Annotated in this window: 23 protein-coding genes and 1 other RNA gene; 10 read left to right on the forward strand and 14 right to left on the reverse strand. The window is 59.8% G+C overall.

What is annotated here, in order from left to right:
* Entirely contained in the window at positions 1-1272 is a 1272-nt protein-coding gene (locus SR858_RS20075) for an O-acetylhomoserine aminocarboxypropyltransferase/cysteine synthase family protein (protein WP_019921768.1), read from the reverse strand.
* Positions 1273-1617: 345 nt separating this feature from the next.
* Here SR858_RS20075 and SR858_RS20080 point away from each other — a divergent pair, with 345 nt between their 5' ends.
* The 3 genes from SR858_RS20080 (at position 1618) to SR858_RS20090 (ending at position 3874) form a co-directional block, all read left to right on the forward strand.
* Complete coding sequence (locus SR858_RS20080; protein WP_019921767.1) at positions 1618-2349, forward strand: PEP-CTERM sorting domain-containing protein; 732 nt, start codon at positions 1618-1620, stop codon at positions 2347-2349.
* Positions 2350-2446: 97 nt separating this feature from the next.
* Positions 2447-3313 carry an RNA polymerase sigma-70 factor gene (locus SR858_RS20085; protein WP_019921766.1) on the forward strand — a complete coding sequence of 289 codons (867 nt, stop codon included), beginning with the start codon at positions 2447-2449 and terminating at the stop codon, positions 3311-3313.
* Between the two features lie 87 nt (positions 3314-3400).
* On the forward strand, positions 3401-3874 hold the full coding sequence (locus tag SR858_RS20090) for a carboxymuconolactone decarboxylase family protein (protein WP_019921765.1): 474 nt from the start codon (positions 3401-3403) through the stop codon (positions 3872-3874).
* A 118-nt stretch (positions 3875-3992) separates the two neighbouring features.
* On the opposite strand, the gene SR858_RS20095 is transcribed toward SR858_RS20090, so the two are convergent.
* The 7 genes from SR858_RS20095 to SR858_RS20125 all read right to left on the reverse strand — a co-directional run bounded on the left by SR858_RS20095 (position 3993) and on the right by SR858_RS20125 (position 11564).
* Positions 3993-7049: a TonB-dependent receptor gene (locus SR858_RS20095; RefSeq protein ID WP_019921764.1), complete on the reverse strand. Its 3057-nt coding sequence runs from the start codon at positions 7047-7049 to the stop codon at positions 3993-3995.
* 877 nt (positions 7050-7926) lie between these two features.
* Positions 7927-8322, reverse strand: coding sequence for a DUF4288 domain-containing protein (locus SR858_RS20100; RefSeq protein WP_084669941.1), 396 nt, complete (start codon positions 8320-8322; stop codon positions 7927-7929).
* Between the two features lie 114 nt (positions 8323-8436).
* On the reverse strand, positions 8437-8715 hold the full coding sequence (locus SR858_RS20105) for a hypothetical protein (protein ID WP_154819929.1): 279 nt from the start codon (positions 8713-8715) through the stop codon (positions 8437-8439).
* A 73-nt stretch (positions 8716-8788) separates the two neighbouring features.
* On the reverse strand, positions 8789-9184 hold the full coding sequence (locus SR858_RS20110) for a pentapeptide repeat-containing protein (protein WP_026637270.1): 396 nt from the start codon (positions 9182-9184) through the stop codon (positions 8789-8791).
* Positions 9185-9195: 11 nt separating this feature from the next.
* Complete coding sequence (locus SR858_RS20115; protein ID WP_040377746.1) at positions 9196-10131, reverse strand: CPBP family intramembrane glutamic endopeptidase; 936 nt, start codon at positions 10129-10131, stop codon at positions 9196-9198.
* Between the two features lie 92 nt (positions 10132-10223).
* Positions 10224-11024: a helix-turn-helix domain-containing protein gene (locus tag SR858_RS20120; RefSeq protein WP_019921761.1), complete on the reverse strand. Its 801-nt coding sequence runs from the start codon at positions 11022-11024 to the stop codon at positions 10224-10226.
* A gap of 165 nt (positions 11025-11189) precedes the next feature.
* Entirely contained in the window at positions 11190-11564 is a 375-nt protein-coding gene (locus tag SR858_RS20125; protein WP_154819928.1) for a hypothetical protein, read from the reverse strand.
* Between the two features lie 846 nt (positions 11565-12410).
* On the opposite strand from SR858_RS20125, the gene SR858_RS20130 reads away from it, so the two are divergent.
* From SR858_RS20130 to SR858_RS20145, 4 genes are all read left to right on the forward strand, one after another.
* The gene (locus SR858_RS20130) at positions 12411-13445 is read left to right on the forward strand and encodes a sensor histidine kinase (protein ID WP_322533837.1); all 1035 of its coding nucleotides are present in this window, start codon (positions 12411-12413) and stop codon (positions 13443-13445) included.
* Positions 13442-14191 carry a LytR/AlgR family response regulator transcription factor gene (locus SR858_RS20135; protein WP_019921758.1) on the forward strand — a complete coding sequence of 250 codons (750 nt, stop codon included), beginning with the start codon at positions 13442-13444 and terminating at the stop codon, positions 14189-14191. Before SR858_RS20130 ends, SR858_RS20135 begins: the two co-directional genes overlap by 4 nt.
* A 70-nt stretch (positions 14192-14261) precedes the next feature.
* A complete protein-coding gene (locus tag SR858_RS20140; RefSeq protein WP_084669939.1) occupies positions 14262-15356 on the forward strand; it encodes a S41 family peptidase in 1095 nt (364 codons plus the stop codon).
* A gap of 461 nt (positions 15357-15817) precedes the next feature.
* Positions 15818-16732 carry a tyrosine-type recombinase/integrase gene (locus SR858_RS20145; protein WP_322534630.1) on the forward strand — a complete coding sequence of 305 codons (915 nt, stop codon included), beginning with the start codon at positions 15818-15820 and terminating at the stop codon, positions 16730-16732.
* Between the two features lie 14 nt (positions 16733-16746).
* Here the strand turns inward: SR858_RS20145 and SR858_RS20150 are convergent, their stop codons facing one another.
* Both SR858_RS20150 and ssrA read right to left on the reverse strand, forming a co-directional pair.
* Positions 16747-17508: a DUF5677 domain-containing protein gene (locus SR858_RS20150; RefSeq protein ID WP_154819927.1), complete on the reverse strand. Its 762-nt coding sequence runs from the start codon at positions 17506-17508 to the stop codon at positions 16747-16749.
* Positions 17509-17682: 174 nt separating this feature from the next.
* Positions 17683-18043, reverse strand: a transfer-messenger RNA (tmRNA) gene (gene ssrA / locus SR858_RS20155).
* Between the two features lie 370 nt (positions 18044-18413).
* Here ssrA and SR858_RS20160 point away from each other — a divergent pair.
* The 3 genes from SR858_RS20160 to SR858_RS20170 are packed head-to-tail and all read left to right on the forward strand — an operon-like array spanning position 18414 to position 19747.
* Complete coding sequence (locus SR858_RS20160) at positions 18414-19061, forward strand: TetR/AcrR family transcriptional regulator (RefSeq protein ID WP_040377784.1); 648 nt, start codon at positions 18414-18416, stop codon at positions 19059-19061.
* Positions 19062-19111: 50 nt separating this feature from the next.
* Entirely contained in the window at positions 19112-19411 is a 300-nt protein-coding gene (locus SR858_RS20165; RefSeq protein ID WP_019921753.1) for an antibiotic biosynthesis monooxygenase family protein, read from the forward strand.
* 33 nt (positions 19412-19444) lie between these two features.
* Positions 19445-19747 carry a hypothetical protein gene (locus SR858_RS20170; RefSeq protein WP_019921752.1) on the forward strand — a complete coding sequence of 101 codons (303 nt, stop codon included), beginning with the start codon at positions 19445-19447 and terminating at the stop codon, positions 19745-19747.
* 70 nt (positions 19748-19817) lie between these two features.
* On the opposite strand, the gene pncB is transcribed toward SR858_RS20170, so the two are convergent.
* The 4 genes from pncB to SR858_RS20190 all read right to left on the reverse strand — a co-directional run bounded on the left by pncB (position 19818) and on the right by SR858_RS20190 (position 23426).
* A complete protein-coding gene (gene pncB, locus SR858_RS20175) occupies positions 19818-21014 on the reverse strand; it encodes a nicotinate phosphoribosyltransferase (RefSeq protein WP_019921751.1) in 1197 nt (398 codons plus the stop codon).
* A gap of 64 nt (positions 21015-21078) precedes the next feature.
* Complete coding sequence (locus tag SR858_RS20180) at positions 21079-21846, reverse strand: hypothetical protein (protein WP_019921750.1); 768 nt, start codon at positions 21844-21846, stop codon at positions 21079-21081.
* A 6-nt stretch (positions 21847-21852) separates the two neighbouring features.
* The gene (locus SR858_RS20185) at positions 21853-22713 is read right to left on the reverse strand and encodes a cysteine hydrolase family protein (RefSeq protein ID WP_019921749.1); all 861 of its coding nucleotides are present in this window, start codon (positions 22711-22713) and stop codon (positions 21853-21855) included.
* Positions 22714-22814: 101 nt separating this feature from the next.
* Positions 22815-23426 (reverse strand): FMN-dependent NADH-azoreductase, encoded by a 612-nt coding sequence (locus tag SR858_RS20190; protein ID WP_019921748.1) that lies wholly within the window; start codon positions 23424-23426, stop codon positions 22815-22817.
* Between the last annotated feature and the right edge of the window lie 50 nt (positions 23427-23476).

The raw sequence follows: 23476 nt of genomic DNA on the forward strand, positions 1-23476 counted from the left end.
CTAAACTGCGGCCAGTGCCTGCTCCAGGTCGGCCAGCAGATCGTCGCTGTGCTCGATGCCGATCGATAGCCGCACCGTATCGACGGTGACGCCCGCCTTGGCCAGCTCCGCCTCGTTGAGCTGGCGGTGCGTGGTGGACGCCGGGTGACAGGCCAGCGACTTGGCGTCACCGATATTGACTAGCCGCGTAAACAGCTGCAACGCATCCTGGAAGCGCGCCCCGCCTTCCACCCCGCCCTCGACGCCGAAGGTCAGCACGCCCGACGGCCGTCCGCCCAGGTATTTGACCGCCAGCGCATGGTCGCGATGGTCTTCCAGCCCGGCGTAATTGACCCACTTGACCTTGCCATGCTGGCGCAGGTATTGCGCTACCGTGCGGGTATTTTCCGTGATGCGGTCCATGCGCAGCGCCAGCGTCTCGATCCCTTGCAGGATCAAAAAGGCGTTGAACGGCGAGATCGCCGCGCCGGTATTGCGCAATGGGACCACGCGCGCGCGGCCGATGTACGCCGCCGGCCCCAGCGCCTCGGTATAGACCACGCCGTGGTACGACACGTCCGGCTCGTTGAGGCGGCGGAAACGCTGTTTGTGCTCGGCCCACGGAAACTTGCCCGAATCGACGATCACGCCGCCGATGGAATTGCCATGCCCGCCCAGGTACTTGGTGAGCGAATGGACCACGATGTCGGCGCCATGCTCGAACGGGCGCAGCAGGTAAGGCGTGGCCACCGTGTTATCGACGATCAGCGGCACACCGTGCTGGTGCGCCACGGCGGCGATTTTTTCGATGTCGGTGATATTGCCCAGCGGGTTGCCGATCGATTCGATGAACACGGCCTTGGTACGTTCGTCGATGAGCGCGGCGAACGACGCGGGATCGGCCGGATCGGCAAAGCGCGTGGTGATGCCGAACTGCGGCAGCGTGTGCGCGAACAGGTTGTACGTGCCGCCGTACAGGGTGGAGGCCGAGACGATGTTGTCGCCGGCCTCGGCAATGGTCTGGATCGCATATGTGACCGCCGCCTGCCCCGATGCCAGCGCCAGCGCCCCCACGCCACCCTCGAGGGCGGCCATGCGCTGCTCGAGCACGTCCTGGGTGGGGTTCATGATGCGCGTATAAATATTGCCCGGTACTTTCAAGTCGAACAGGTCGGCACCATGCTGGGTATCGTCGAACGCGTAAGCCACGGTCTGGTAGATGGGCACGGCAACTGCACGGGTAGTGGGGTCTGGACGATAGCCGCCATGCACGGCCAGGGTTTCGAGCTTCATGTCTCCTCCGTTTGAATGATGTCGCCAGCGTAGAGCGATTCGAAAGACATGCCAAAGAATGAATTCGCGCCAGGTTATGCGGACAGCGGATAAGCAATGCATACAGGGGCGCCCGGAGCCCGTCGTGCAAGCCCCCGGCCGCCCCCTGTATAAGCCTGAGTGAATTTCAGGCTCGCAGCGGCGGAGAGGGTTGGACTGGGCACACCCCGTTTTGGTTCCCATTTACGCAACCATCTACGCGTGAGGGTGTGTCAAATTAGCAAATGTGGTGTCTTTTAGAAATTAAAAATGTTACTATGCAATCTAATTGTTGCATACTGCAAGCCAACTCACTGGAGACTAGCCATGCCCGCCAAGAACCTTGTTCGTACCGCATTCACCGTGGTGCTCGTTGCCGCTACGGCACTGGCGACTGCTGCGCCAGCCAACAACGGCGCCGGCCATGGCAATGCGAATGGCAATGGCAACTCGAATGGCAATGGCAACGCGAATGGCAATGGCAACTCGAATGGCAATGGCAACGCGAATGGCAATGGCAATTCGGCAGGTAACGGTAACGGCAACGCGAATGGCAACGGCAACTCGGCTGGCAGCGGCGGCAGTGGCGGCAGTGGCACCCCGACCATCGCCACTTGCTCGGCAAGCGATATCTCGATTACCGGCGCCTCCTGCCTCGGCTTCTACAGTGGCAACCTCAACGGCAATGCCCCGAGCCTGGCCGCAGTCAACACGGCGCTTGGCACGTGGCACCTGAACCTGACCGAGGCAGTCGATGCGGGCCACATGATTTCCAGCCTGACCGGCAACACCATCAACTTCAGCCAGCAACTCTATGGTGACACCATCATTGGCGTCCACTACGGCAACGTCAACGGTTCCAACAACGTGACCGCATTCTATCGTTTCGACGCAGGCACCACCGGCATCGACGCCTTCACGACCAGCTTTGCCTCGCTGTCCAATGCGACCTTGTACCGTACCGGCGTCGCCACGACCGTACCGGAACCGGAAACCTACGCCATGCTGCTGGCCGGGCTGGGCCTGGTGGGCATGGTCGCCCGCCGCCGCCGCAAGTGATCATGTGACATGCCGGCGGCCGCCGGCATTGCGTTATGCTGTCACAAAACGCGCACTCCGCGCGTCTAGATGCAAACCCACAACGTTTGCAGACACCATGACCGACTCCTTCAACACCCTGCGCCCGCGCCTGTTCGCCATCGCCTACCGCATGCTGGGCGTGCGCGCCGATGCCGAGGACGTGGTGCAGGACGCCTGGCTGCGCTGGCATGGCAGCGACCACGCCGCGATCCAGTCGCCCGAAGCCTGGCTGGTCACCACCACCACCCGCCTGGCGATCGACTACCTGCGCGGCAGGCAGGCCGAGCGCGCCACCTACATCGGCTGGTGGCTGCCCGAACCCGTCGTCGAACTCGACGAACGCACGCCGGAGAGCAGCGCCGAGATGGCCAGCGATGTGTCGATGGCGTTCCTGTGGGTGCTCGAGCGCCTGTCGCCCGAAGAGCGCGCCGCCTTCCTGATGCGCCAGGTGTTCGACCACGACTACGCCGACATCGCCACCATGCTGGGCAAGACCGAAGCCGCCTGCCGGCAGATGGTGCACCGCGCCCAGGAACGCGTGCAGCAGCAACAGCCGCGCTTTGACGTACCGAAACAAACCCACCAGGCCCTGCTGGGCCGCTTCATGGTGGCCGCCAAGGCAGGCGACCGCGACGCCATGAAAGCCATGATGGCCGACGACGTGCAACTGGTGTCCGACGGCGGTGGCAAGATCCTTTCCTTCATGCGCATCCTGCGCGGCGCCGGCCGGGTGGCGGGCGTGTTCTGGTCGGTGGAGCACCAGCACCCGCAGCGGGTGGACTACCGCCAGGCGCGCGTGAATGGCGAGCCGGGCCTGCTGCGCTACGTGGAAGGCAAGCTCGAATCGGCGCAATCGTTCGTGATCGAGGATGGCAAGATCGCCGCGGTGCTGGTGGTGCGCAATCCCGACAAGCTGACCGGCGCGCCGCAAACTATTTTGTAGCAGGCTGTCACAAACGCGGCGGCGGTCGCGTCTAAGGAGTATGAGGCGCGCAATCAAGCGCCCTCCACTCCCTCGAAAGGAAACATCATGACCCAAGCCGCCCGCATCAAGGACTTTTACCGCGCCGCCCCCACCAGCCTGCAGGCAATGATTGCGCTGTCCACCAGCGTCAAGAAAAGCGCGCTGGGCATCCGCCTGGTGGAACTGGTCAACCTGCGCATCTCGCAAATCAACGGCTGCGGCGTGTGCGTGGACATGCACTGGCGCGACCTGGTCAAGCAAGGCCTGGACCCGCGCCACATCAACGCGATTGCCGGCTGGCGCGAAGCCCCCGCATCGTTTTTCAGCGACAGCGAACGCGCCGCCCTCAACTGGGCCGAAGCCGTCAACGCCCTGCCCCACAAGCAGCCGGGCGACGCCGATTTCGCGCTGCTGAAAGCGCATTTCGACGACAACCAGATCATCGAACTGAGCTACGGCATCGCCGTGATACGCGGTTGGAACGTGATCAATGCCAGCTTGCACAACCAGATTCCCGAGGTGCCGGCGCCGGGGTTCTAAACGGCTACGACGACAATCACGCTATCAAAAAAAACTCCCGCGCGGGACGCGCCCGGGCGGGAGAAAGATCGGCCGGCGTGGAGACCATCCGCGCTGGCCGATCCGAGTGACAACCCGATCAGAACGAGTATTGCGCCAACAGGGTGTAGCGCGGACCGCTCATGAAGACCTGGCGGGTGAAGTCGCCCGCGTGCTGCTGCATGATCTGGCGCGTGTACGAGTTGGTCAGGTTGGTGCCTTCCAGGCCCACGCGGAACTTGTCCGTGAAGTCATAGAAGATCGACGCATCGACCTGGCCGTAGCCCGCCTGGTACAGCGGCAGACCGAAGGCCTGGTCGTTGTTGGCCGTCGGGATCAGGTACTTGTCGGCCGGAGCCGCCGGATTCGTGTTCAAACCGTTGTTGCCACGGCTGCCCCACTGGGTCACGCCCAGCAGGTAACGCGAACGCCAGTTGTAGGCCACGCGCATCGACAGGCCGTGCTGCTCGTACATCAGCGCCAGGTTGACCGTGTGACGCGACAATCCCTGCAACGGGGTCTTGCCGAACGGACGTCCATCGGTATCGCAGCCGTTGATGAACAGGTTGAAGTTGGACGACGCGTCGTTGCCCGAGCACCATGCTTCGTTGACCGGATCTTTCAACTTGCGCTCGCTCGACACATAGGTCCAACTGGCCTGGCTGCCGAGGCCGCGCAGCCAGTCGGGCACGAAGTCGTAGTACTGCTGGTGGGCCAGCTCGAAACCGCGCGCATAGCCCTTGGCGCCGTTGACCGGACCGGTGACCACGAAGGTCTGCTGCTTGCCGGTCGAATCCACCGCGTTGTAGCCGTAGTTCTTGGTGGTGATGATGTCCTTGAGGTCCTTGTTAAAGGCCGAGAACGTTAGCGAGCCGGCCTTGGCGAAGTACCATTCGGCGGTCAGGTCGATGTTGGTCGACGTGGTGGGCTTCAACAGCGGATTGCCGTCGCTGGTGCCGTTCAGGCTGGTGCCGTCGAAGCGCACGGCGGTGGTGTTTCCGGCCGCGTCCCGGGTGACCGTCTGCATGTGCTGGGCATTGAGCGTGGTCTGCACCTGGAGCTGGTTGAAGTCGGGGCGGGACATCGACTTGGCCACCGCGAAGCGGAATTGCAGCTGATCGCTGGCTTTCATGCGCAGGTTCAGGCTCGGCAGCCAGTTGTCGTAGGAATTATTCACCGACTGCTGCTGCGCGAACGAGGCAATGTCGATCAGATTGCCCTGGCCGCTCACGGGCACGCCGCTGCCGACGCTCGGCAGCGACGGGCGCGTGAACGAGACATAGCCGCTGCCGGCGCCTTTGGTTTTCACGTAGCGGATGCCGACATTGCCGTCAACCGGGTATTTCAGGTTATCCCAGCCGAAGCGCAGCTGCGTGTACGCGGCGCGGGTCTTCTCGGTCTGCGTGTTGGTGGCGGCAGGGTCGTTGAAGGTTGCCGGCTTCCATGGATCGCAGGTCGAACCTTTTTCAGCGCACAGCACGTCGTGGTAGGCGTGGATCTTGGCCCACTGGTCGGGGAAGCCGCGCACCGTCGCCTCGTCCGCGAACAGCATCGGCGGAATGTTGTATTTGCCGCCGAAGAAATTGTCCATCGTCTGCAGCGACGAGCCACCGGCGAACCGGGGATCGCTCAGGCGCGCGACGCCATTGATTTGCCAGCCTTCCATCCACGGGAAGGTAATGGCCGACCAGTTGTAGTATTTCTGCGCCTTGTGGTTTTCGCCTTCGCGGTTCGCCATGCGCACGCCGAAGCGGATGTCGCGCAGCACCGGATCGTCGAACGCGAACTTGACGTCCGATTTCCACGCCTTCTGGTTGGCCGACGCGTGGTCCAGCGCTTCCTGGGTGTAGGCCCAGTAGTAGTTTTTCGGGTCGGCCATGTAAGCGTCCGGGCCGAGGCCGATCTGCGGCACCTTGCCGGTCGTATTCATGGTCTGACTCGGCAGGATGAAGCCGGTCGAGACGTCGGCGTCGAAGCCCTCGGTGGTGGACCGCACATGCTGGAAGTCGTTGGTCCAGGTGAACTCCGGCGTGATGCGCCACTGGACGTTGAGCGAGATATCGCGCGTGGAGGATTCACGCGTGTTGATGCGCTGCGAGCTGTTGAACGGCGAACCGCCATAGGTCGGGTTCGAGATCGTGCCGCTCTGGAAGGCGCCATTCTTGTCGAACACCGAGTCCGCGCTGGCGACTTGCTGGTACCACTTGTCCTCGGACGAGGCCACCACGTGCTCGTCGAGGTCTTCCTTGTAGCGGGTTTTGAAATAGGTCAGCCCGGCAGTGAGATCCTTGTTCGGCTTCCACTGCAGCGCCGCATAGTCGCCGCGGCGGGTGCGGTCGAAGTCCTGGGAACGATAGCCCATGCCCAGCGGTATCCATTGCGTCTTGGCACGGTCGTACAGGGCCGGATCGGTGGAATTCACGTGGGGGAAATACGGATCGACGCTGACGCCGTCGGAACGGCTCGGGCTTTTCGCCTTGGCAAAATCGACCAGGGCGCCGACTTCACCGAATGGCGTGCTCCAGCGGTTCGACAGCAAGATGGTGCTGGTCGGCGAAGGTTTGCCCTCGCGCAGTGTCGAATACGATTCCGAGAAGCCGACAGTGCCCTTGAAGCCCTTGTAGTCGAACGGCATGGCGGTCCGCAGATTGACCAGGCCGGCAATCGCACCCTCGACCTGCTCGGCCGAGGGATTTTTGTACACATCGACGCCCGACATCAGTTCCGGCGCCACGTCGGAGAAACCAAGCGAGCGGCCGCCACCGGCGGAAAACGCGTCGCGGCCGTTGATTTCCGACCGCACGTAAGTCAGCCCGCGCACCGACACGCCGGAACCCTCGACCGACTGGCGGTTCGGATCACCCGCCATGTTGCGGTCGATGGTGACGCCGGCAATACGCTGCAGCACCTCGGTGACCGAACGGTCGGGCAGTTTGCCGATGTCTTCGGCAACGATCGAATCGACGACTTCGTCGGAATCCTGTTTAAGTTTTTGCGCCGATTGCAGCGCGGCGCGCTGACCGCTGACCACCACCACCGCACCAGGGGCTGGTTGGTTGGCAGGCTGGGGCGAGGTTTGGGCGATGGCCGTGCCGGTGTACAGCAAAGCGATATTTGCGACCGCGAGCGCGATCGTGGTTTTCTTGAAATTATCCAAGGGGGTCTCCTTCTGGTGTTTTTATAGTTACACCTGAGGGTATTGCAAATAACACAATTATCATCAGGATGATATACGCTAACATCTATTTTTCACCGAACAAATAGTTGTCGAGTGGGATATATGTGTTTAACTAGGTTCACTAAACAAACCGAGATTTGAAAGCTTTTCATTGGTGAATAGAGTCGCATAGATTCTTTTACAATCAATGACTTACGAAAATAGTAGGTTTGACTCCATTGTGGCTGGCAAACAACGCAGTTGATGGCGGCGGCGTGTTCGCGAGCAGTCTCACTGCACGCTTCGTCGACTGTCGGTGTCGCTGGCTAGATCCATTGTCTTCTTTGCAAAGCGCCTAAGACTATGCTCAAAAACAAGGCACAGAAGGTCAAGCATGCGACATGGAGCTGAACATCGGATAGGAGCGTTAATCCGGACGAAGTCCGCACGCAAGAGCAACTGAATGGATGGGTGAAGCGGTATAAGGGGCCGCCCCCATAGAGAAACCCGCACGGGACGGGTTTTTTAGGTCTTGCTGCGCCTGTTTGAAACGAATAAGTGGTGGAAACGGCGGCAATTGAACTCATCTTACAGATTCCATTGGAATCAATGAGTTAAGCCAATTTTCCGGGTGTGTACGCTTTTCAAGTTCCCCTGAAAATTACCGGGCGATGCGGAAGTGATTGTTAGCACTCAAAACGCCACCGTCTATAATTGCATGTACAACACGGTTTAGTACCAGAGTCCACCGGCGATTTGCACACAGAATTACTACTGGACGCTGGATTTCATTTGTTTAAAGTGCGGAATGTCTGTTGCGACCACCGATTGAATCCGCACCCCATAGCCGACCTTCGACTATGCTCGGTAACTTCAACTAATTCGTAGGCCGTGCTAAATTCTGCCGAGCTTCCTCTTTACTGATGGCACCACGACGGATCGTCTTGAATGCTCGTTTGTACTCTCCCCAAGCCACTTCAGAACCATCTCCGAGTTCCTCGTAGATTGGCAACAAATCGACGATTCCTTCGAATATCCACTGCACGTCTACGCCAGCTGGACCACCCTTATACGGTGAGGTGTTCTCAAGGCCGAACGTGACCGCTTTGTCATAAACCTCATCAATACCAGATGCTTTCACTAAAATCGTGTTTTCCCAAATAAGGAATCGACGTTCGGGATCATTATTTGCTGTGTGCGCCAATTCGATGAATCTCAGCTGATAAGTTGCCAAATACCATCCAACTGGAGAGATATCGCTATCGTTACTCATAGGCTCTGCATTGTTGAGGTCTAGCAATAGGCGCCGATCCAAAAACTACAATAAAACGCATATTGCGCAACGGCGGGGAACGTCGCCTTCTGGCCGATTCCTGTCTCAAATGCTCTAAACAGGCAGATTGCAACGTAGACATGCGCGCGAGCGCGCGACTTCAGTCCAGCCGGATTCATTGAGCTCAAGTTCAGGAAATGCTTGCATGGCAGGATTAATGATTTTAAGTGCGATTTCCCCCATCGCGTCTCCAATTGCAAGTTTCAACGCTCGCGCATTTTCTGAGGAAACGCCGACTAGGGCCTCGTTGAGCGCCAAATCCAACGCAGAGATAGCAGCAATGCCTCCGTCTCTCATCATGAGGCCGGCACTTTCAATTGTCTGTGTCTTCATTAATAAAGTCTCCAATACAGCTGTTTACTACAGATTTGCGAACGTCTGCTCTTGGCCGAACTCCGGCGCTAGCTTACCAGTCCCAAGACGGCAGTTCATCGTTCTCGGTAAGCTCACATCCGTAGAAGCTCGCGCCATGGACTTTAACTGCCTCTAGTTTCGCGCCAGTTGTCTTTATCGACTCGATTGCGGCAAGTTCGAGGATTGCGCCAGTGAGGTCGGCAGCTGAAAAATTAGCACATTTAAGATTGCATTCTCTGAAACTCACGCCGCGCAGGCTCGCCCCTGAAAAATCAGCATCAAAAAACCAAGAGTGCTTTTCAAAGTCGGCACCATCCAGCTTGATTCCAACAAGCGATTCGCCGCTCAAATCCGTTTCCGGGAAGTAGCGCTCTCCAGCCGCATATCGCCGTTCAAGCTCAGCTCGGTTCTCAGGTGGCTTATAGCTTTCGGTTGAGTGCACATTCATATAATGGCTTTCTACAACGGCTGGCTGCTTCTGGTCGAATCATTGGACATCGGTACCCTTCTCAAGCACATGAAAATGGTTCCAGCAACAAGGAAAGCGACGCAGACAACGCTGCCCTCCGGTCCCTGCGCCCCACCGTTGAGCCACTCGGGCCCGAGCGGCTTGAGGGCGACCAGCAGTGGAGGAATATTCATGTCGAAGCCGGTCACAGGCAAGCCAAACCCAACGGCCAGCAACCAATTCCAACCAGTATGCCAACCCATTACCCCAAGAAGGCTACGCGTTCGCCATACCCAGGCACAACAAAAGACGGCGTACAAGACCATACTGACGGTGGTCAGCCAATGCTGTCCGCGATTAAAGTGTGCCAGCGCAAACACGGCCGAACTGAATGCGACGGCCAGCAATAGATTCCATTTCTTGGCAAGCAGCGACAGCAACCAACCACGGAAAAAGATCTCCTCGGTGCTGGCCTGCAAGGCAAAGCACAGTAGCAACACGACCATGAATGCCAGCGCGCCGGGCGTATGCCAGCCACTGGCGAGCACAGTCGACGGATCAGACGGCGCGCGCTCCAGCCCTCCCGCCAGCCAGGTCATGGCCACTATGCCGGCGATGCTGGCCATGCCGATCACATGCCCTTGCAGGAAGCAACGAAGCTTGGCGGCGCCGGTCAAGCCGATGGCGGCGAGGCTGCGGCCTTCGACCCGCTGGACCCATAGCAGCAAGATCAGCAACAACGATCCGGACGAAATCAGCAGGAATAGCGCAAATCCCCACCAGTCCACGGGCAAGCCTTTGGCATCGAGTCGAACCAAGCGCCGCAACACCGGACCGGTTGCCATGTCGCTGACAATGATGAAGAACAGGGCAAGCACGGGTGCTAACACGCCCCATGGCACCCACCCGGCTGCCGTCTGCGTAGAAAAGATTTCTTGTGATTTCACTGTTCCTCCATTCAGGGCCGCACTGCGGCATAAAGAATGGCCAGATGTTAAGCATTGCCAGGTACGGCGGATAGAACGATCGTGCAATCAGCTCATTTGCCGCAGGCAATGATCCAGTGCCCGGGTGTCATGCCGAACGCGCTGCGGAACTGGCGGGTCAGGTGGCTCTGGTCGGCGAAATGGCAGTGAAAGGCCACGTCGGCGATGGTCTCTCCTGCACCAAGAAGCTGGCGCGCCCGTTCCAGGCGCCGCATCGTGAGATAGCGGTAGGGGCTGGTGCCAAAGGCCTTACGAAAGTCGCGTGACAATTTCCAGCGATCACGACGCGCAATGCGCTCCAAAGTTGCCAGATCAACCGATTCGTCCCAGTGTCCATGCAAGTACTCCCGCGCGAGCTCCGCCGCGCGGTAGTCGGCATTGGGCAAGCGGCGCGAGCTGCCGCCTAGCCAATCCAGGGTGACTGCCAGCTCGTACAGGGCATCACTATACTCAAGCTCGTCGAGCGGCCGGTCACAATCTTTCAATAGAGACATCGCCGCGTGCAACAAACGGCTGTCAGTTGACACCCCACCCTCAAGGAACGGCAGCGCCTTACCGCCAAGCATGCTTTGAAGGGTATATGGTTCGAGATACAAGGCCCTGTAACGGAAACCCTCCACCGTTCCAGCATGACCGTCGTGCAGTTCATCCGGATGTATGACCACCACGCCGCCGGGCAAAGAATGGCGTTCGCTGCCACGATAATGGAAACTCTGCACCCCATCTACAGTCAGGGCGATCGCATAATTGTCGTGGCGGTGCGGAAGGTAGCCCTCGCCGGCGATAAAGGCCTCCATGCGCACGGGCTCGCCTTGTGCGCGTTTGCTCCAGTTGACGATCCTTGCTTCTCGCATCCGCTCTCCAAAATTGGCGTTCGGTCGTAGTATTTACCCGCAAACGATAGCAGAAGTGCGCCGAACAGGACAGTCGCGATAAATCCGCGCCGCATAAATTTCCACCCATGCGAGTAGGGCCATGCGAGTTCCGCCGAGGGCAGCTCCTGGCCGGTTTCCGCTGCATCAGTAATTGAACACTAGTGGCAAGGCAGGGCGGAAATCATGCCGCAGACCGGAAAAGCCATAGTCGAACGTGATTTCCATGAGATGGTGCTTATCTTTCACAATGCTAATGCTTCCGGCATCCACCGCCGCTTGAGCTGCATCCGACCACTTTTTTTCCATGGGAGTCGTGATGGCTATAGAGGTAATTTCGAGAACGCCAGCAGTGTGTTCAAGCGGTTGGCGGCGGTCGTCAGGTGCAGCATCGGGAGCTTTACCATTCTCGAGCCAGAACCACATCAGTTCCGACAAAGATACCTCGTTACCGATTCCAATAGACATACCCGCAGGCATGTACTCTGGCGTGTAATCCCACATAGGGAAAGGAATACTCATTCCCTTTACTGTGGGTCTGAAACACACCCCAAAGGGCGACACTGAGCTGTCGGTCAGTCTTTCGTAAAGCATCGTTGGCCGAGTAGTTTCACTTTGAACTTCCGACTCATCAGACACCCACAGGAGCTCGATAAACGCGTTGCGAAAAAAGAATCGTCGATTTTCTGTTCCTTGGCCAGGATGCGGACGCCTTTAAACCAAGCTGGACAAGCCCCCATAGAGAAAAACCCGCACGGGGCGGGTTTTTTAGGTCTTGCTGAGCCTGCTTGAAACGAATAAGTGGTGGAGACGGCGGGAATCGAACCCGCGTAGTTTGAGCAACCATGCGGCTTACAGCATCATGGTTGGCGCCACGTTGTCATTGTGCAGACGTGTGCACTCAGCTCATCGGCGAGGATTGCCGCTTCTGTACGGCGCTTAAGATGCCGTTAGGCGCCGACGGCTGCTTACGCCCCAGGCTGTGTGAAAACTCCGAATCTCAAAATATTCGTGGGTAGGGTGACCATTGCCGACACCGAGAAAACGGTATGGCGCGCGTTTTGAGAGGCCGTTTTTTGAAGGCTCCGAATTTTTCTGTGTTTTCACACAGCCTAGCCCCGTTGCACACGTTCGTGGTTGAGCCAATCACGCTCATCCCACAACTACATGAGCTCCCGAGCCGCACCTCCAGCTTGAACCGACTGGCCGCAGGGCAAGCACGGGTCGGCGCACTTGACTAGACCGCCGTCTGGCTATCGCTTAAGGTGATGGCTTTCGTACCTCGGGACTTTCCATGCGCGTTTTACCTTCTATTCGATGGCTAACTGAAACAATAGAATTGCACGATTGCATTTTTGGAAGCCCGGTGTGAAAATTGAAACTCCCTTGCTCGTTCCCGTGCTGGCCGCACTGCCTGTGTGCGCCTGCATGGCCATCCTCGGCCTGCCCGCCTACGGTAATGGCTATATAGTTGCCTTTCGTACGCTTTTCTTCGTCGCCTGCCTGGTGTGGCTAATTCCGCTGACGCTGCTTCAGCGGGCCATGTGGCGTCGCGATTGGTCCTGGCTGCGCATGGGATCGATACTGCTGGCGACCACCTATGCCATGGCGATTACGAACGCCTTTCTGGGACAGAGCTTTGGGATCGCGATCGGACGGGAGACGGGCTACCAATGGGAATATCTGGCACGGGGCCTGGATAGCTGCTGGCTGGCGTTGGTCGCGTTCTGCGCGGTCCATGCAGTGGCGGCCTATTACCTGTCGCTGCAACAGGTCCGGCTGCATCTGGCACAGGCGCAAAGCTCGGCCCGCGACGCCGAGTTGCGCGCGCTGCGCCTGCAGGTCAATCCGCACTTCCTATTCAACTCGCTTAACGCGATTTCAGCGCTGGTGTCGGCCCAATCCAACCGTGAAGCCAACCGCATGCTCGCGTGCGTGGCCGACTTCCTGCGCGCCACCCTGGCGCATGATGGCCGCCACGAGCATGCGCTGGCCGATGAACTAGCTCTGCTCGACGCCTACCTGGCCATCGAAAAAGCGCGCCTCGGCGAGCGCCTGCGCCTGACGATGAAAACCGGCCCCGACCTGCTGGGCAGCGTTGTGCCCTACCTCATGCTACAGCCGCTGGTCGAGAATGCGATCCGCCACGGCATCGCGCCGCTGTCCGCTCCCGGGCGGCTCGATATTCTGATCGAGCGCGCCGGGACGCGCCTGCTCATCGACGTACAGAACGATGGCCAGCCGTCGGCGCAAAAGGGTAGCGGCATCGGCCTGGCCAACGTCCGCGAACGCCTGTGCCACCTATACGGCGCGGAGCAAGAGGTGGATGCAGGTTGGCGTCCGGATGGCCGCTTCCACGTGCAGATTTCCATGCCGCTGCGCGGCATCGAGGTGGCGGCATGAACATCAGGGTGGTGATCGTCGACGACGAACCGCTGGCCAGGCTGGCGGTCAAGGTCAGGCTGGCGCAGCGCGGCGCCTTTGAACTGGTTGGCGAATTCGGTGACGGAGCCAGCGCCTACGAAGGTATTCTGGCGCTGAAGCCCGACCTGGTGTTCGTCGATGTCGAAATGCCGGGCAAGTCCGGCCTCGACGTGCTGGCCGCACTGCCGCCGGCGCAGCGGCCGATGGCGATCCTGCTCACCGCCTACGACGGCTTCGCCCTGCAAGCCTTCGAACTGGCCGCCCTCGATTATCTGCTCAAGCCCGTCGATGACGAACGCTTCGACGAAGCCCTTGACCGTGCTCAGCAGGCTTTTCCCTACCGCGGCCATGGCCGTGCCGCAGCTCCGGCAGCACCGAAAGCGCGCACTTTCAGCGTGCGTGTCGGATCGCGCACGGTGCTGGTGCCGGTTGCAGAGGTCGAGCGCATCGAGGCGGACGGCGACTACGCCTCCCTGCATGCGAACGGCAAAACCTGGCTGATGCGTGAACGCCTGCACAACCTGGCCATGCAGCTCGATCCGCGCCAGTTCCATCGTGTGCACCGCTCGTCCATCGTACGGCTGGACATGATCGCCGAGCTGCGCTCGCTCACCAACCGGGATGCCATGCTGCGCCTGCGCGACGGCAGTGTGCTGCGCGCCAGCCGCTCCTATATGCCCGCTCTGACGGAGGCACTGCAACACCTCGACAAGAAACCCGAATGATGCAGGGCGCATCACGCGCATTTTTTTCACACAACAATCAAACGCTTCGTAGTCCAACTTGGAGGAATGTATGGCATGTAGAAAGAAATTTGTCGCAGCAGTCGTATTGGGTGCGCTGTTGTCGTTTTCCGCCTTCGCGGCGGAGGACACCGTCTTGAACGCGTCCGCCCGCGCTGCGATCGTGCAGACACTGGTAACGAAAATGAACGCGAATTACATCGAGCCAGCGGTGGCGGAACGGGTCGGCAGTGCGATCGTCAGGAAAAATGCAGAAGGAGGTTATGCGACCGCCGCCAGCGTGAAGGCGTTCAGTGCGGCGCTGGCGAAGGACTTGCGCGAATTGAGCGGCGACTTGCATTTCGGCGCCGCGTTTTATGAAGGTCTTCGTGAGCGTAGCGGTACCCCCGAACTGCCCAACCGCGCCAAGATGGAAGAGTGGCGCGACCAAACCGCGCGGCGCGGCTATGACATCGAGAAGATCGAACGCCTTCCCGGCAACGTCGGCTATATCGAGCTAAGCGGCTTTGGCGGCCCGGAATTCGTCGGCGCGGCGTACACGGCGGCGATGTCACTCATGGCGGGCACGGATGCGCTGATCCTCGACCTGCGCCGCAACGGCGGCGGCAGCCCGGCCAGCGTGGCTTACCTGATGAGTCATTTCTTCCCGCTCGGCGACGAGCGTCACCTGATCGACATGTACGACCGTCCGAGCGATACGACGCGGCAGTTCTGGACCGTGAAGACGGTCGCACAGCGTTACGACAAGCCTGTGTACGTGCTGACCTCGGCCCGCACATTCTCCGGAGGGGAGGATTTCTCCTATGGCATCCAGGCGCAGAAGCGCGGTACGGTGGTCGGAGAAACCACAGGCGGCGGCTCCAATCCGGTGAGCTGGTACAACGTGGGGCAGGACATCATTGTCTCGATCCCGACCGCGCGCACGACCAATTTCGTCACCAAAACCAACTGGGAGCACGTCGGCGTAAAACCGGATATTGCCGTGCCCGCAGCACAGGCTCTGCAGACGGCGCAGGTCGCCATTCTGCGCAACCTGGTGTCATCGGCAAAGGACGGCAACGAGCGCATAGAACTGCAGCGCCTGCTTGCGATGGTGGAGAAAGGGGAGTCCGAGAAGCCGGTGTACACGCGCAGGGGCGAGCCTTAATCGAACCGGTGCGCATGCAGGATGCACCTGCCCTGCGCACCGACGAGTACGAACGTGACCAAGCGCGGGCACCGGTACCGTAGGCGCTGCGCACGTTCACGCCGTGCGGAATGCGCACGACGGCCAGCTGTGGCAAGAGGCGCAGGGTGCTCGTGGCGTTCGTGAAGTACATGACGTAGGGGGCGTCCTCGCAGCCCGTCACGTACGGCCGCTTCTGGCCGATATCGGCAGGTCGCGCAAGCATAGCATGTTGCCGTTACGAAAACATCATGATCAACCCCGACACGCCGTTGTCGCCCCAAAGCACGCTGTCGCGCTACATTGTCATTTTGTCCCCCTCTATCCCGAATCCTGAGCAGGATTGATCACCTAGCTTCGATTACACAGCCACCTTTCCCAAGTCCACCAACGCGGCCAAGTTTGCCAATCAGCTCGGCGACGTCGAGCTGATCGAGTCATACCTGGAAGCCTGGCTGAAGCGCCAGAAGCCTCACCTCAAGGCCAGCGGATGGGACGGCTACCGCAAGATCGTGGACGGCAAGCTGATCCCCTGGTTCGGGAAACTCAAAGTGTCGGAGTTGAAGAAGAAGCACATGCGGGAAAAGCTGCAGGAGAGCACCGCCAGCAACAAGACCCTCGCCAACATTCAAAGCGTCATGCGCAAGGCCCTGGACGACGCCATCAACGACGAGCTGATCGATATCAACCCGCTGGCCAACTGGTGCTTCTCCAAGATCGAGCCTCCGAAGGAAGAGGATGAGATCGATCCCTTCAGTAAAGACGAGCAAGCCATCATCCTCGAGCAGCTGACTGGCCAGGCCCGCAACCTTATCCAGTTCGCATTCTGGACCGGCATGCGTACGTCCGAGCTGGTGGCGCTGGACTGGGGCGACATCGACCTCGTGCGCAGCGTGGTCAAAGTAACCCGCGCCCTTACCCAGAAGTCGAAGGAAGCCGAGAGCACCAAGACGGCCGCCGGCCGACGTGAGATAAAGCTGCTACAGCAAGCGCTCGAGGCGCTGAAGGAGCAGAAGCAGCATACCTGGCTAAATGGCGCCGAGGTGTTCCAAAACCCACAGACTGGTGAGCGATGGACTGGCGATCAGTCGATTCGCAAGACGCTGTGGACATGGGCATTAAAACGGGGCGGTGTTCGGTATCGTAAGCCATATCAGACGCGCCACACCTACGCGAGCATGATGCTTTCTGCCGGGGAGCACCCAATGTGGGTGGCGAGGCAGATGGGTCACAAGGACTGGACGATGATCGCTCGAGTTTACGGCCGCTGGATGCCAGATGCGGACCTCGACGCCGGTAAAAGAGCAGAGTCAGTCTTCAACAGATCCCCGGGCGAACTACTCTCCAAAGCGTCATGAATTACTCATGAGTGCTACTCTGTGAATTTCCCGGACAGCTCAGAATGGAAGGTTCCCCAAGCGTAGTTCATCTTGTCGAATTGACGCTTATAGGAGCCCTCCTCAAATCTAGCGGCCTCTTTTACGAGGTCAGTCGCCATCACCATAATTTGGATAGCGATCCATAGTATTCCGAAAGTAAGCTCGGCGCGAGTTTCACCGAAAAGTCGAAGATTGCCGTCATCAGTTTCGTGGCGATCAGATAACGCGGCTAAGTCCCAGTGTGCGAAGCTGTTTAAAATTACATAAGGCGCAGCGAGGAAGGACAGCCTCGCTACCCGGATCGATTGCGCAATATTCTTGCTCCTCAGCGTAAGATCTTTCAACCGCTGTTTTTCGAGGGCAAGTCGATCAATTCTTGCTTGCAACTCCTGTATATCCTCGAGAGTCAGGTTTTCGTCCTCGAGCAATGTCTTTGAAAGTTTCAAATCCCCATCCACCTCATCAAAAACCATTTGTTGGAAATGGGCGGGGTCCTTCAGTAGAGTCATATTCACAAACGACTCAAGCATCGCACGTATGTGCAGCGACGCATGAGCATCGAGGCTCGCGCGGATGAGAACATTGCAAGCATTCAAGCTTTCTACAATGTTGAGGTATAGGGCCGACTGAGTCCGCCGCTGGTCATCAAGACCCGGCTCCATCGACTGCGTGAGGTCCATGGCAGCTAAGCCGACTATTTCTGCAGTAGCCTTTGCAAGAACTGCATCACTGTGCTGCGCCTTAAACCTTGGCATGCCTGCCCCCTTACAAAAAGAAAAGGCCCGCGATCAGGCGGGCCTTCTTTAAAACGCATTCAAGAGTCGGAAGGAGGTTGTCATTATGTTGTCATTCCAATGCCTATTTAGCCCCAAAGCACCCCAATTAATGCCAACCTTAACTACCTAACCCCTTGATTTTAAAGTGTTTTTTGGTGGAGACGGCGGGAATCGAACCCGCGTCCGCAAGCACTCCACAGACAGTTCTACATACTTAGCACTATCATTTAATTTAACCAGTACAACACGGACGTGCACGTTTTGGACTAGCGATTCACCTTAGATTTAGCGCTGATTGAAGTGACCCCTCACAGCGCGAGTCCCTGTAAATGACTCCACAGCTTTTAACGGCCCACCCCAGGGACGAGGTGTTGTGGAGCTAACAGCAATTAAGCTGCCAGTGCGTACGAGTTATCGTTTGCAGTTAAGTTTTTTCAGGTTGTATTTACGAGGTAGCCCGCCCTCGGTATGCCCTGCTCTGCTTTGCAACCCACGTCGAAACCAGGTCGTCCCCACAGACTTGTGATTCTACCCCACTTTGACCACGAACGCACTCACCACGCGTCCGCTCGTCAAACGCCCGTCACAATCGCCCGGTAAGATGGCCTCAGTTCTCACATGGAACGATCCATTAGCGCCCCACGGGACGCTTCTACCGGCGCCGGCGGTCGGGAAATATACCGGCACCATCTTCCAGCGGGACCAGGGTTACACTCTGATCCCACGCTGCAGCCATCAAGACTGCGCAGTTGGCTGTTGCAACGCAACACAAACTGATCAACTTCTATGACAAAAGTGTCAAATTCGTGCCGATTGTTGATTGGTTGGTGATTGCCTGCATTAGAATCAACGGTGACGCGACTCTCTTGATCGATTTTCCATATATGCAACTCCCCGACGTCATCGACGCATCCCGCCCGAAAAAACGCGGCAGGCCACTCAAGGGAGCAGGCGGGGGATTGCGCGCCGAGCTGATCGAGAAATCGGCCGAGTTATTCCGCACCAAGGGTTACGAGAACACCACCGTGCGGGATATCGCGGCGGCGGCTGGCGTGCAGGCGGGTAGCTGGTTTTATCACTTCAAGTCCAAGCAGGACATCCTGGCCGCCATCATGGAGCATGGCATGGAGCATGCGCTGGCCGAGGTCGAACGTATCGGCAACCAGCCGCTGCCGCCGTGCCAGATCCTGTCGCAGCTGGTCGAAGCGCACCTGCACACCCTGCTCGCGCCCGATCATCACTATATTGCCGTGCTGCTGTACGAATGGCGTTCGCTCGACGAGCCGTCGCGTTCGCGCGTGGTCGCGCTCAAGGACCGCTACGAAGCCGTATGGGATCGCGCCATCGGTGCGCTGCACAATTCCGGCGACTGGGTGGCGCCGTCGCAGTTCGACCGCTTGCTGATCTTCGGCGCGCTCAACTGGACAGTGCAGTGGTACAAGCCCGATGCGGGCGCCGATGTGCCGGAGCTGGCGCGCCAGGCGCTGCGCTTCATCCTGCGCACGCCTCCAGCACCCGACGCACAGACGTAAAAGCTTGGTTTGAGGCACAATGGGATCCTCTCCACCAGGAAAGGACATCCATGATTTACGAAGTCGCCGAGCTCTATATCAAGCCCGAATCGCACACCGCCTTCCAGGCCGGTGTGGCCGAAGCCGTACCGCTGTTCCGCGGCGCCAAGGGTTGCCTGTCGATGCGCCTCGATCGCGATATCGAAACGCCCGATACGTACCACCTGGTCATCGGTTGGGAAACGCTTGAGAACCACACGGTCGATTTTCGCGGCAGCACGGATTTCAAGGCCTGGCGTGCGCTGGTGGGTGACCACTTTGCCCGTGCGCCCAAGGTGGAGCATTTCGCAACCGTGGTGGACGGCTTCTAAGCCCCATCACCCAACAACCATACGGAGGCCTTCATGACACGCACCATCCACCGCAACTTTACGGAAGTCACGGACGCCGAAAGCGCGCGCACCGCCTTGCTGTCCAAGGGTTTTCCACCGGCCAGCGTCACGCTTACCCGGCACAAGCCGCTGCCGCAAAACGGCGCCACCAGCACCGTCAGCCACCTGCTCGACAACCTGACCCCGGGCGGGCCGGATGCCGCCGAGCACGCGCGCGAGCGCTCCGGCGCCATGCTGACCATCGACATCTACGATGACGACCAGGTGGAACAGGCTGACGCCATTCTGTCCAGCTTCGGCGCGCGCGCGGCCTGAGAACCGTGTCCGGCGGGGAATGCGGCGCAGCTTGTGACCGCCTCCCTGCTGCGGCAGGTTCTCAGCCGAACTACACGGCAGGATGGTGAAACACCTGCCGCAAGTAAGCGAGAAAGGTCTCGTCCTTGCACACGGTCTTGCCCGGCGAGTCGGACAACTTGGCCACCGACTGGCCGTTGCAAGCGACCAGCTTCATGACGATATTGAGCGGCGCCAGGCCGACGTCGTTGGTCAGATGCGTGCCGATGCCGAAGCCCGCCATGATGCGGTCGGCAAAATGGCGGTACAGCGAGATCGCCTTTTCCAGGTTCAAACCATCCGAAAACACCAGGCGCTTGGTCTTGGCGTCGATGCGCAGCGCGGCGTAATGGGCCAGCGCCTTTTCGCCCCACACCACCGGATCGCCCGAATCGTGGCGCAACCCGTCGAACAGCTTGGCAAAATACAGGTCGAAGTCGTCCAGGAACGCATCCATCCCCACCACGTCGGTCAGCGCAATCCCTAAATCACCCCGGTATTCCTGCACCCACGCCTCGAGCGATGCCTTCTGAAAATCGCGCAGCCGCACGCCAAAGGCCTGGAACGATTGCATGTACTCGTGCGCCATGGTGCCGATCGGCACCAGGCCAAACTTCATCGCCTGGTAGACGTTGGACGTGCCCTTGAAGTATTCGGGCACTTCGCGCGACAGGCGCTGCACCACCTCGTCGTGCCAGGCGCCGGAAAAGCGGCGGCGCACGCCGAAGTCGGAAAACTCGAACGGGTTCAACCGCTGCGGCTCGGTCAAGCCGAATTCTTTCAACAATGCGATCTTGGCGCCCAGGCGCTGGCGGCCTTCGGCCAGCGCGGCCTGCTGGTCGAAGCGGCGGAAGTACAGCTCGTTGACGATATACAGCACGTAAATCTCGAAGCCCATCACGTGCACTTGCGGACCGGCAGCGTGGATCACCAGCGTATCGCCGTCGGCACGCACGTCGATGAACTTGCGCTGGAAACGGAACACGGTCAAGAAGTCGACGAAGTCGCTCTTGATGTACCGCAGCGCGCGCAGGAAGTCGAGCTCCTCGTCGCGGAAACTCATCGAACACAGGTGGTCGAGCTCGCGCTCGATTTCTTCGATCAGCTCGGTCAGCGGATACGCGGTCTGGTTACGGCAGACAAATTCGTACTCGGTGTGGGCATTGGGATGGCCGTGCAGCAGGGCCTGCCACATGGTGAATTTGTATAAATCTGTCTCCAGCAGGCTGCGGACGATGGGCTGCTTCATTGGGTCTCCAAATTGCTTATGCCCATGATCTTACGCGATCATGGGAGATAGCGTGATTCACCCGTCAGAGCCTGGCCTTGTACGCGGCCAGGGCAGCGAGCAAGTGCCGCTGCACATCGCCCTGGCGCTTGAGGCGGGCCAGCCCGGCAGCCAGTGGCGGCGCCAACGCCGCGCGCGACGCGTTCAGGTAGGCGTGGCCAGTGGTGGCCAGGACCACGCCAGCCTGCCGCATGGTGCTGGTGGCATGGCGCTGAGCGGGATTGAGAAAATACAGGTAATCGCCAACCGCCTCCTCCACGTCGAAGTACAGGTCGGTGCGGCCCAGCAGCAATTTCTTCACTCCCTGGACGATGGTGGGTATGGCCGACACCTGCGTGGCCGGCAGCTCACGCAGCAGCATGCGCTCGAGTTCGACGATGCCGAGCCGGTACTCGCAGCGCACGCCGCCGGCGCGCAGCGCCTGCCAGGTGTCGAAGCGCAGGCCAGGGCGGGTAGCGTAGGCGGCAAAGCGCACGGCGTTATTGGGTTCCGGCACCCGCACCAGGGTCGGGTACAGCAACTGGTAATCGAAAGTTCTGCCCAGTTCGCCATCGACTTCGCCCAGCAGCACCAGGGCGGTGGCGCGCTTGGGCGGCACCTCGACAAAGGCAAAGCCCAGCCCCAGCTCCGTCGTGAGCTGGGTGTACACCCGGATCAGCCATTGGGTACGCGGATTGTCTAGCGGGCGCGAGAACACGAAGCGCAGCACATCCGGCGCCGCCGGGACCGCCGGCGCGACCGCTAAAGAAGCCGACGCAGCCGAGGCGGCCAGCAGCTGGCGCCGGGTGATCATCAGCGATCAGGCGTTGGCCAGCAATTCGGGCAGCACGTCGCCCGACTGCATCAGCCGCACGCCGCGCGCGGCCATCGCCTGCAGGAAGGCCTGGTACTGGGCGTCGAAGCCGTACACTGGGCTGATGCAGTCGGTGACCAGCACCAGCTTCGCCGCCGCTGCGCCAAAATGGTCGGCGATGTGCTCGACCGTGGCTTTCACGCAGTGGCTGCCGGCCTCGCCTGCCACGTAGATGGTGTCGGCGGCGGCCAGGGTATCGACGAAGGCGGTATTGAACTGGGTAGCGGGGTCATCGTCGTATGGCACCTCGGCCATGACGGCGGAATAGTGCTCGGTCCACGGATTGGACCCTTTGGCCAGCTTGGCGACCATTCCGTGCATGCTGTCCTCCCAGCCGTTGTACGCGGCGCGCACGTCGTCGTGGATATTCTGGCCCCAGCTGCCGATTTCGCAATGCACGGGCCAGACCATCAGCGTGTAGCGCCCGGCCGCTTCCAGGCGATCGAGATAGTTCAGTGCGCGTTCCAGGTTGGCCCGATCGCGCGGCCGGTACTGGCCAGCACGCACCTGGGCGGCAGTGATTTCGGTGAACGGTGCAACCGCCTGGCCGTCGCAGCCGGCCCAGAACGTGGGGTGAGCGATGTCGAAGCGGTGGTGCGAGTCGAGCGTGACGCTGATAGCGGAGATGCCGTCGCGACCATGGTTGATCAGCGTGGCCAGGCGCTGCATGTCGGCATGTGCGCCGGGCACGGGCAGCGCCGGGGTGCGCGCTGCGCCGGTAACGGGATCGATAGGCAAGTAAGCGGGCGGCAGATCGCAAAAATCGTTTTGCGGGTCGATGATCAACAGGTGCAGGTGGCGTTTCATGCAGGGCTCCAGGATACGTAGCCCCCATGATATATCAGCTCCACGCGAAAACGACGAAGCCCCGTCCAGCGGGGCTTGCGTCGATAAAGCAGTGCTGAAAATTAGCCGGTGATCGCGTCGATCTGGCTGCGGGCTTTGGCAACGGCATCGGCCACTGCCGCTTCGCCCATGGCCACGCCTTCGGCCAGGATGAACGTCACGTCGGTCATGCCGAGGAAGCCCAGCGCGGCGCGCAGGTAGGTGGTGACGTGATCGTAACCGGCGGCAGGACCGGCGCTGTACACGCCGCCGCTGGCGACCACGACGTACACTTTTTTACCGGTGACCAGACCTTCAGGGCCGTTGGCGCCGTACTGGAACGTGCGGCCGGCGCGGGCCACGTGGTCGATCCAGGCTTTCAGGCTCGATCCCACCGAGAAGTTGTACATCGGGGTGCCGATGACGATGGTGTCGGCAGCGAGCAGCTCATCGACCAGCGCGTCCGAGGTCTTGATGGCGTAGGCCTGGTCGGCGTTGCGCTGCTCGGCCGGGGTGAAGAAAGCGCCGATCAGCGATTCGGTGAGGTGTGGCAGCGGGTTCTGGGCCACGTCGCGGCGTGCCACGGTGGCGGCTGGATTGGCAGCCTGCAATTTGGCAACGAGTTCGCCGCCCAGCTGGCGCGACAGGGAACCGGTTTGACGAGCGCTGCTATCGATATGAAGAATGGTTGCCATGATGGGCTCCTGGTAAGTGGTAAGTTGCATCCATCATAGAACGGGTTTAG

The organism is Duganella zoogloeoides (assembly GCF_034479515.1).
Lineage (GTDB): Bacteria > Pseudomonadota > Gammaproteobacteria > Burkholderiales > Burkholderiaceae_D > Rugamonas > Rugamonas zoogloeoides.

Excerpts from the sequence above, each read along its gene's own strand:
- SR858_RS20075 (WP_019921768.1), bottom strand. The coding sequence starts at position 1,272 with ATGAAGCTCGAAACCCTGGCCGTGCATGGCGGCTATCGTCCAGACCCC.
- SR858_RS20080 (WP_019921767.1), top strand. The coding sequence starts at position 1,618 with ATGCCCGCCAAGAACCTTGTTCGTACCGCATTCACCGTGGTGCTCGTT.
- SR858_RS20085 (WP_019921766.1), top strand. The coding sequence starts at position 2,447 with ATGACCGACTCCTTCAACACCCTGCGCCCGCGCCTGTTCGCCATCGCC.
- SR858_RS20090 (WP_019921765.1), top strand. The coding sequence starts at position 3,401 with ATGACCCAAGCCGCCCGCATCAAGGACTTTTACCGCGCCGCCCCCACC.
- SR858_RS20100 (WP_084669941.1), bottom strand. The coding sequence starts at position 8,322 with ATGAGTAACGATAGCGATATCTCTCCAGTTGGATGGTATTTGGCAACT.
- SR858_RS20105 (WP_154819929.1), bottom strand. The coding sequence starts at position 8,715 with ATGAAGACACAGACAATTGAAAGTGCCGGCCTCATGATGAGAGACGGA.
- SR858_RS20110 (WP_026637270.1), bottom strand. The coding sequence starts at position 9,184 with ATGAATGTGCACTCAACCGAAAGCTATAAGCCACCTGAGAACCGAGCT.
- SR858_RS20120 (WP_019921761.1), bottom strand. The coding sequence starts at position 11,024 with ATGCGAGAAGCAAGGATCGTCAACTGGAGCAAACGCGCACAAGGCGAG.
- SR858_RS20125 (WP_154819928.1), bottom strand. The coding sequence starts at position 11,564 with ATGAGTATTCCTTTCCCTATGTGGGATTACACGCCAGAGTACATGCCT.
- SR858_RS20135 (WP_019921758.1), top strand. The coding sequence starts at position 13,442 with ATGAACATCAGGGTGGTGATCGTCGACGACGAACCGCTGGCCAGGCTG.
- SR858_RS20140 (WP_084669939.1), top strand. The coding sequence starts at position 14,262 with ATGGCATGTAGAAAGAAATTTGTCGCAGCAGTCGTATTGGGTGCGCTG.
- SR858_RS20150 (WP_154819927.1), bottom strand. The coding sequence starts at position 17,508 with ATGCCAAGGTTTAAGGCGCAGCACAGTGATGCAGTTCTTGCAAAGGCT.
- SR858_RS20160 (WP_040377784.1), top strand. The coding sequence starts at position 18,414 with ATGCAACTCCCCGACGTCATCGACGCATCCCGCCCGAAAAAACGCGGC.
- SR858_RS20165 (WP_019921753.1), top strand. The coding sequence starts at position 19,112 with ATGATTTACGAAGTCGCCGAGCTCTATATCAAGCCCGAATCGCACACC.
- SR858_RS20170 (WP_019921752.1), top strand. The coding sequence starts at position 19,445 with ATGACACGCACCATCCACCGCAACTTTACGGAAGTCACGGACGCCGAA.
- pncB (WP_019921751.1), bottom strand. The coding sequence starts at position 21,014 with ATGAAGCAGCCCATCGTCCGCAGCCTGCTGGAGACAGATTTATACAAA.
- SR858_RS20180 (WP_019921750.1), bottom strand. The coding sequence starts at position 21,846 with ATGATCACCCGGCGCCAGCTGCTGGCCGCCTCGGCTGCGTCGGCTTCT.
- SR858_RS20185 (WP_019921749.1), bottom strand. The coding sequence starts at position 22,713 with ATGAAACGCCACCTGCACCTGTTGATCATCGACCCGCAAAACGATTTT.
- SR858_RS20190 (WP_019921748.1), bottom strand. The coding sequence starts at position 23,426 with ATGGCAACCATTCTTCATATCGATAGCAGCGCTCGTCAAACCGGTTCC.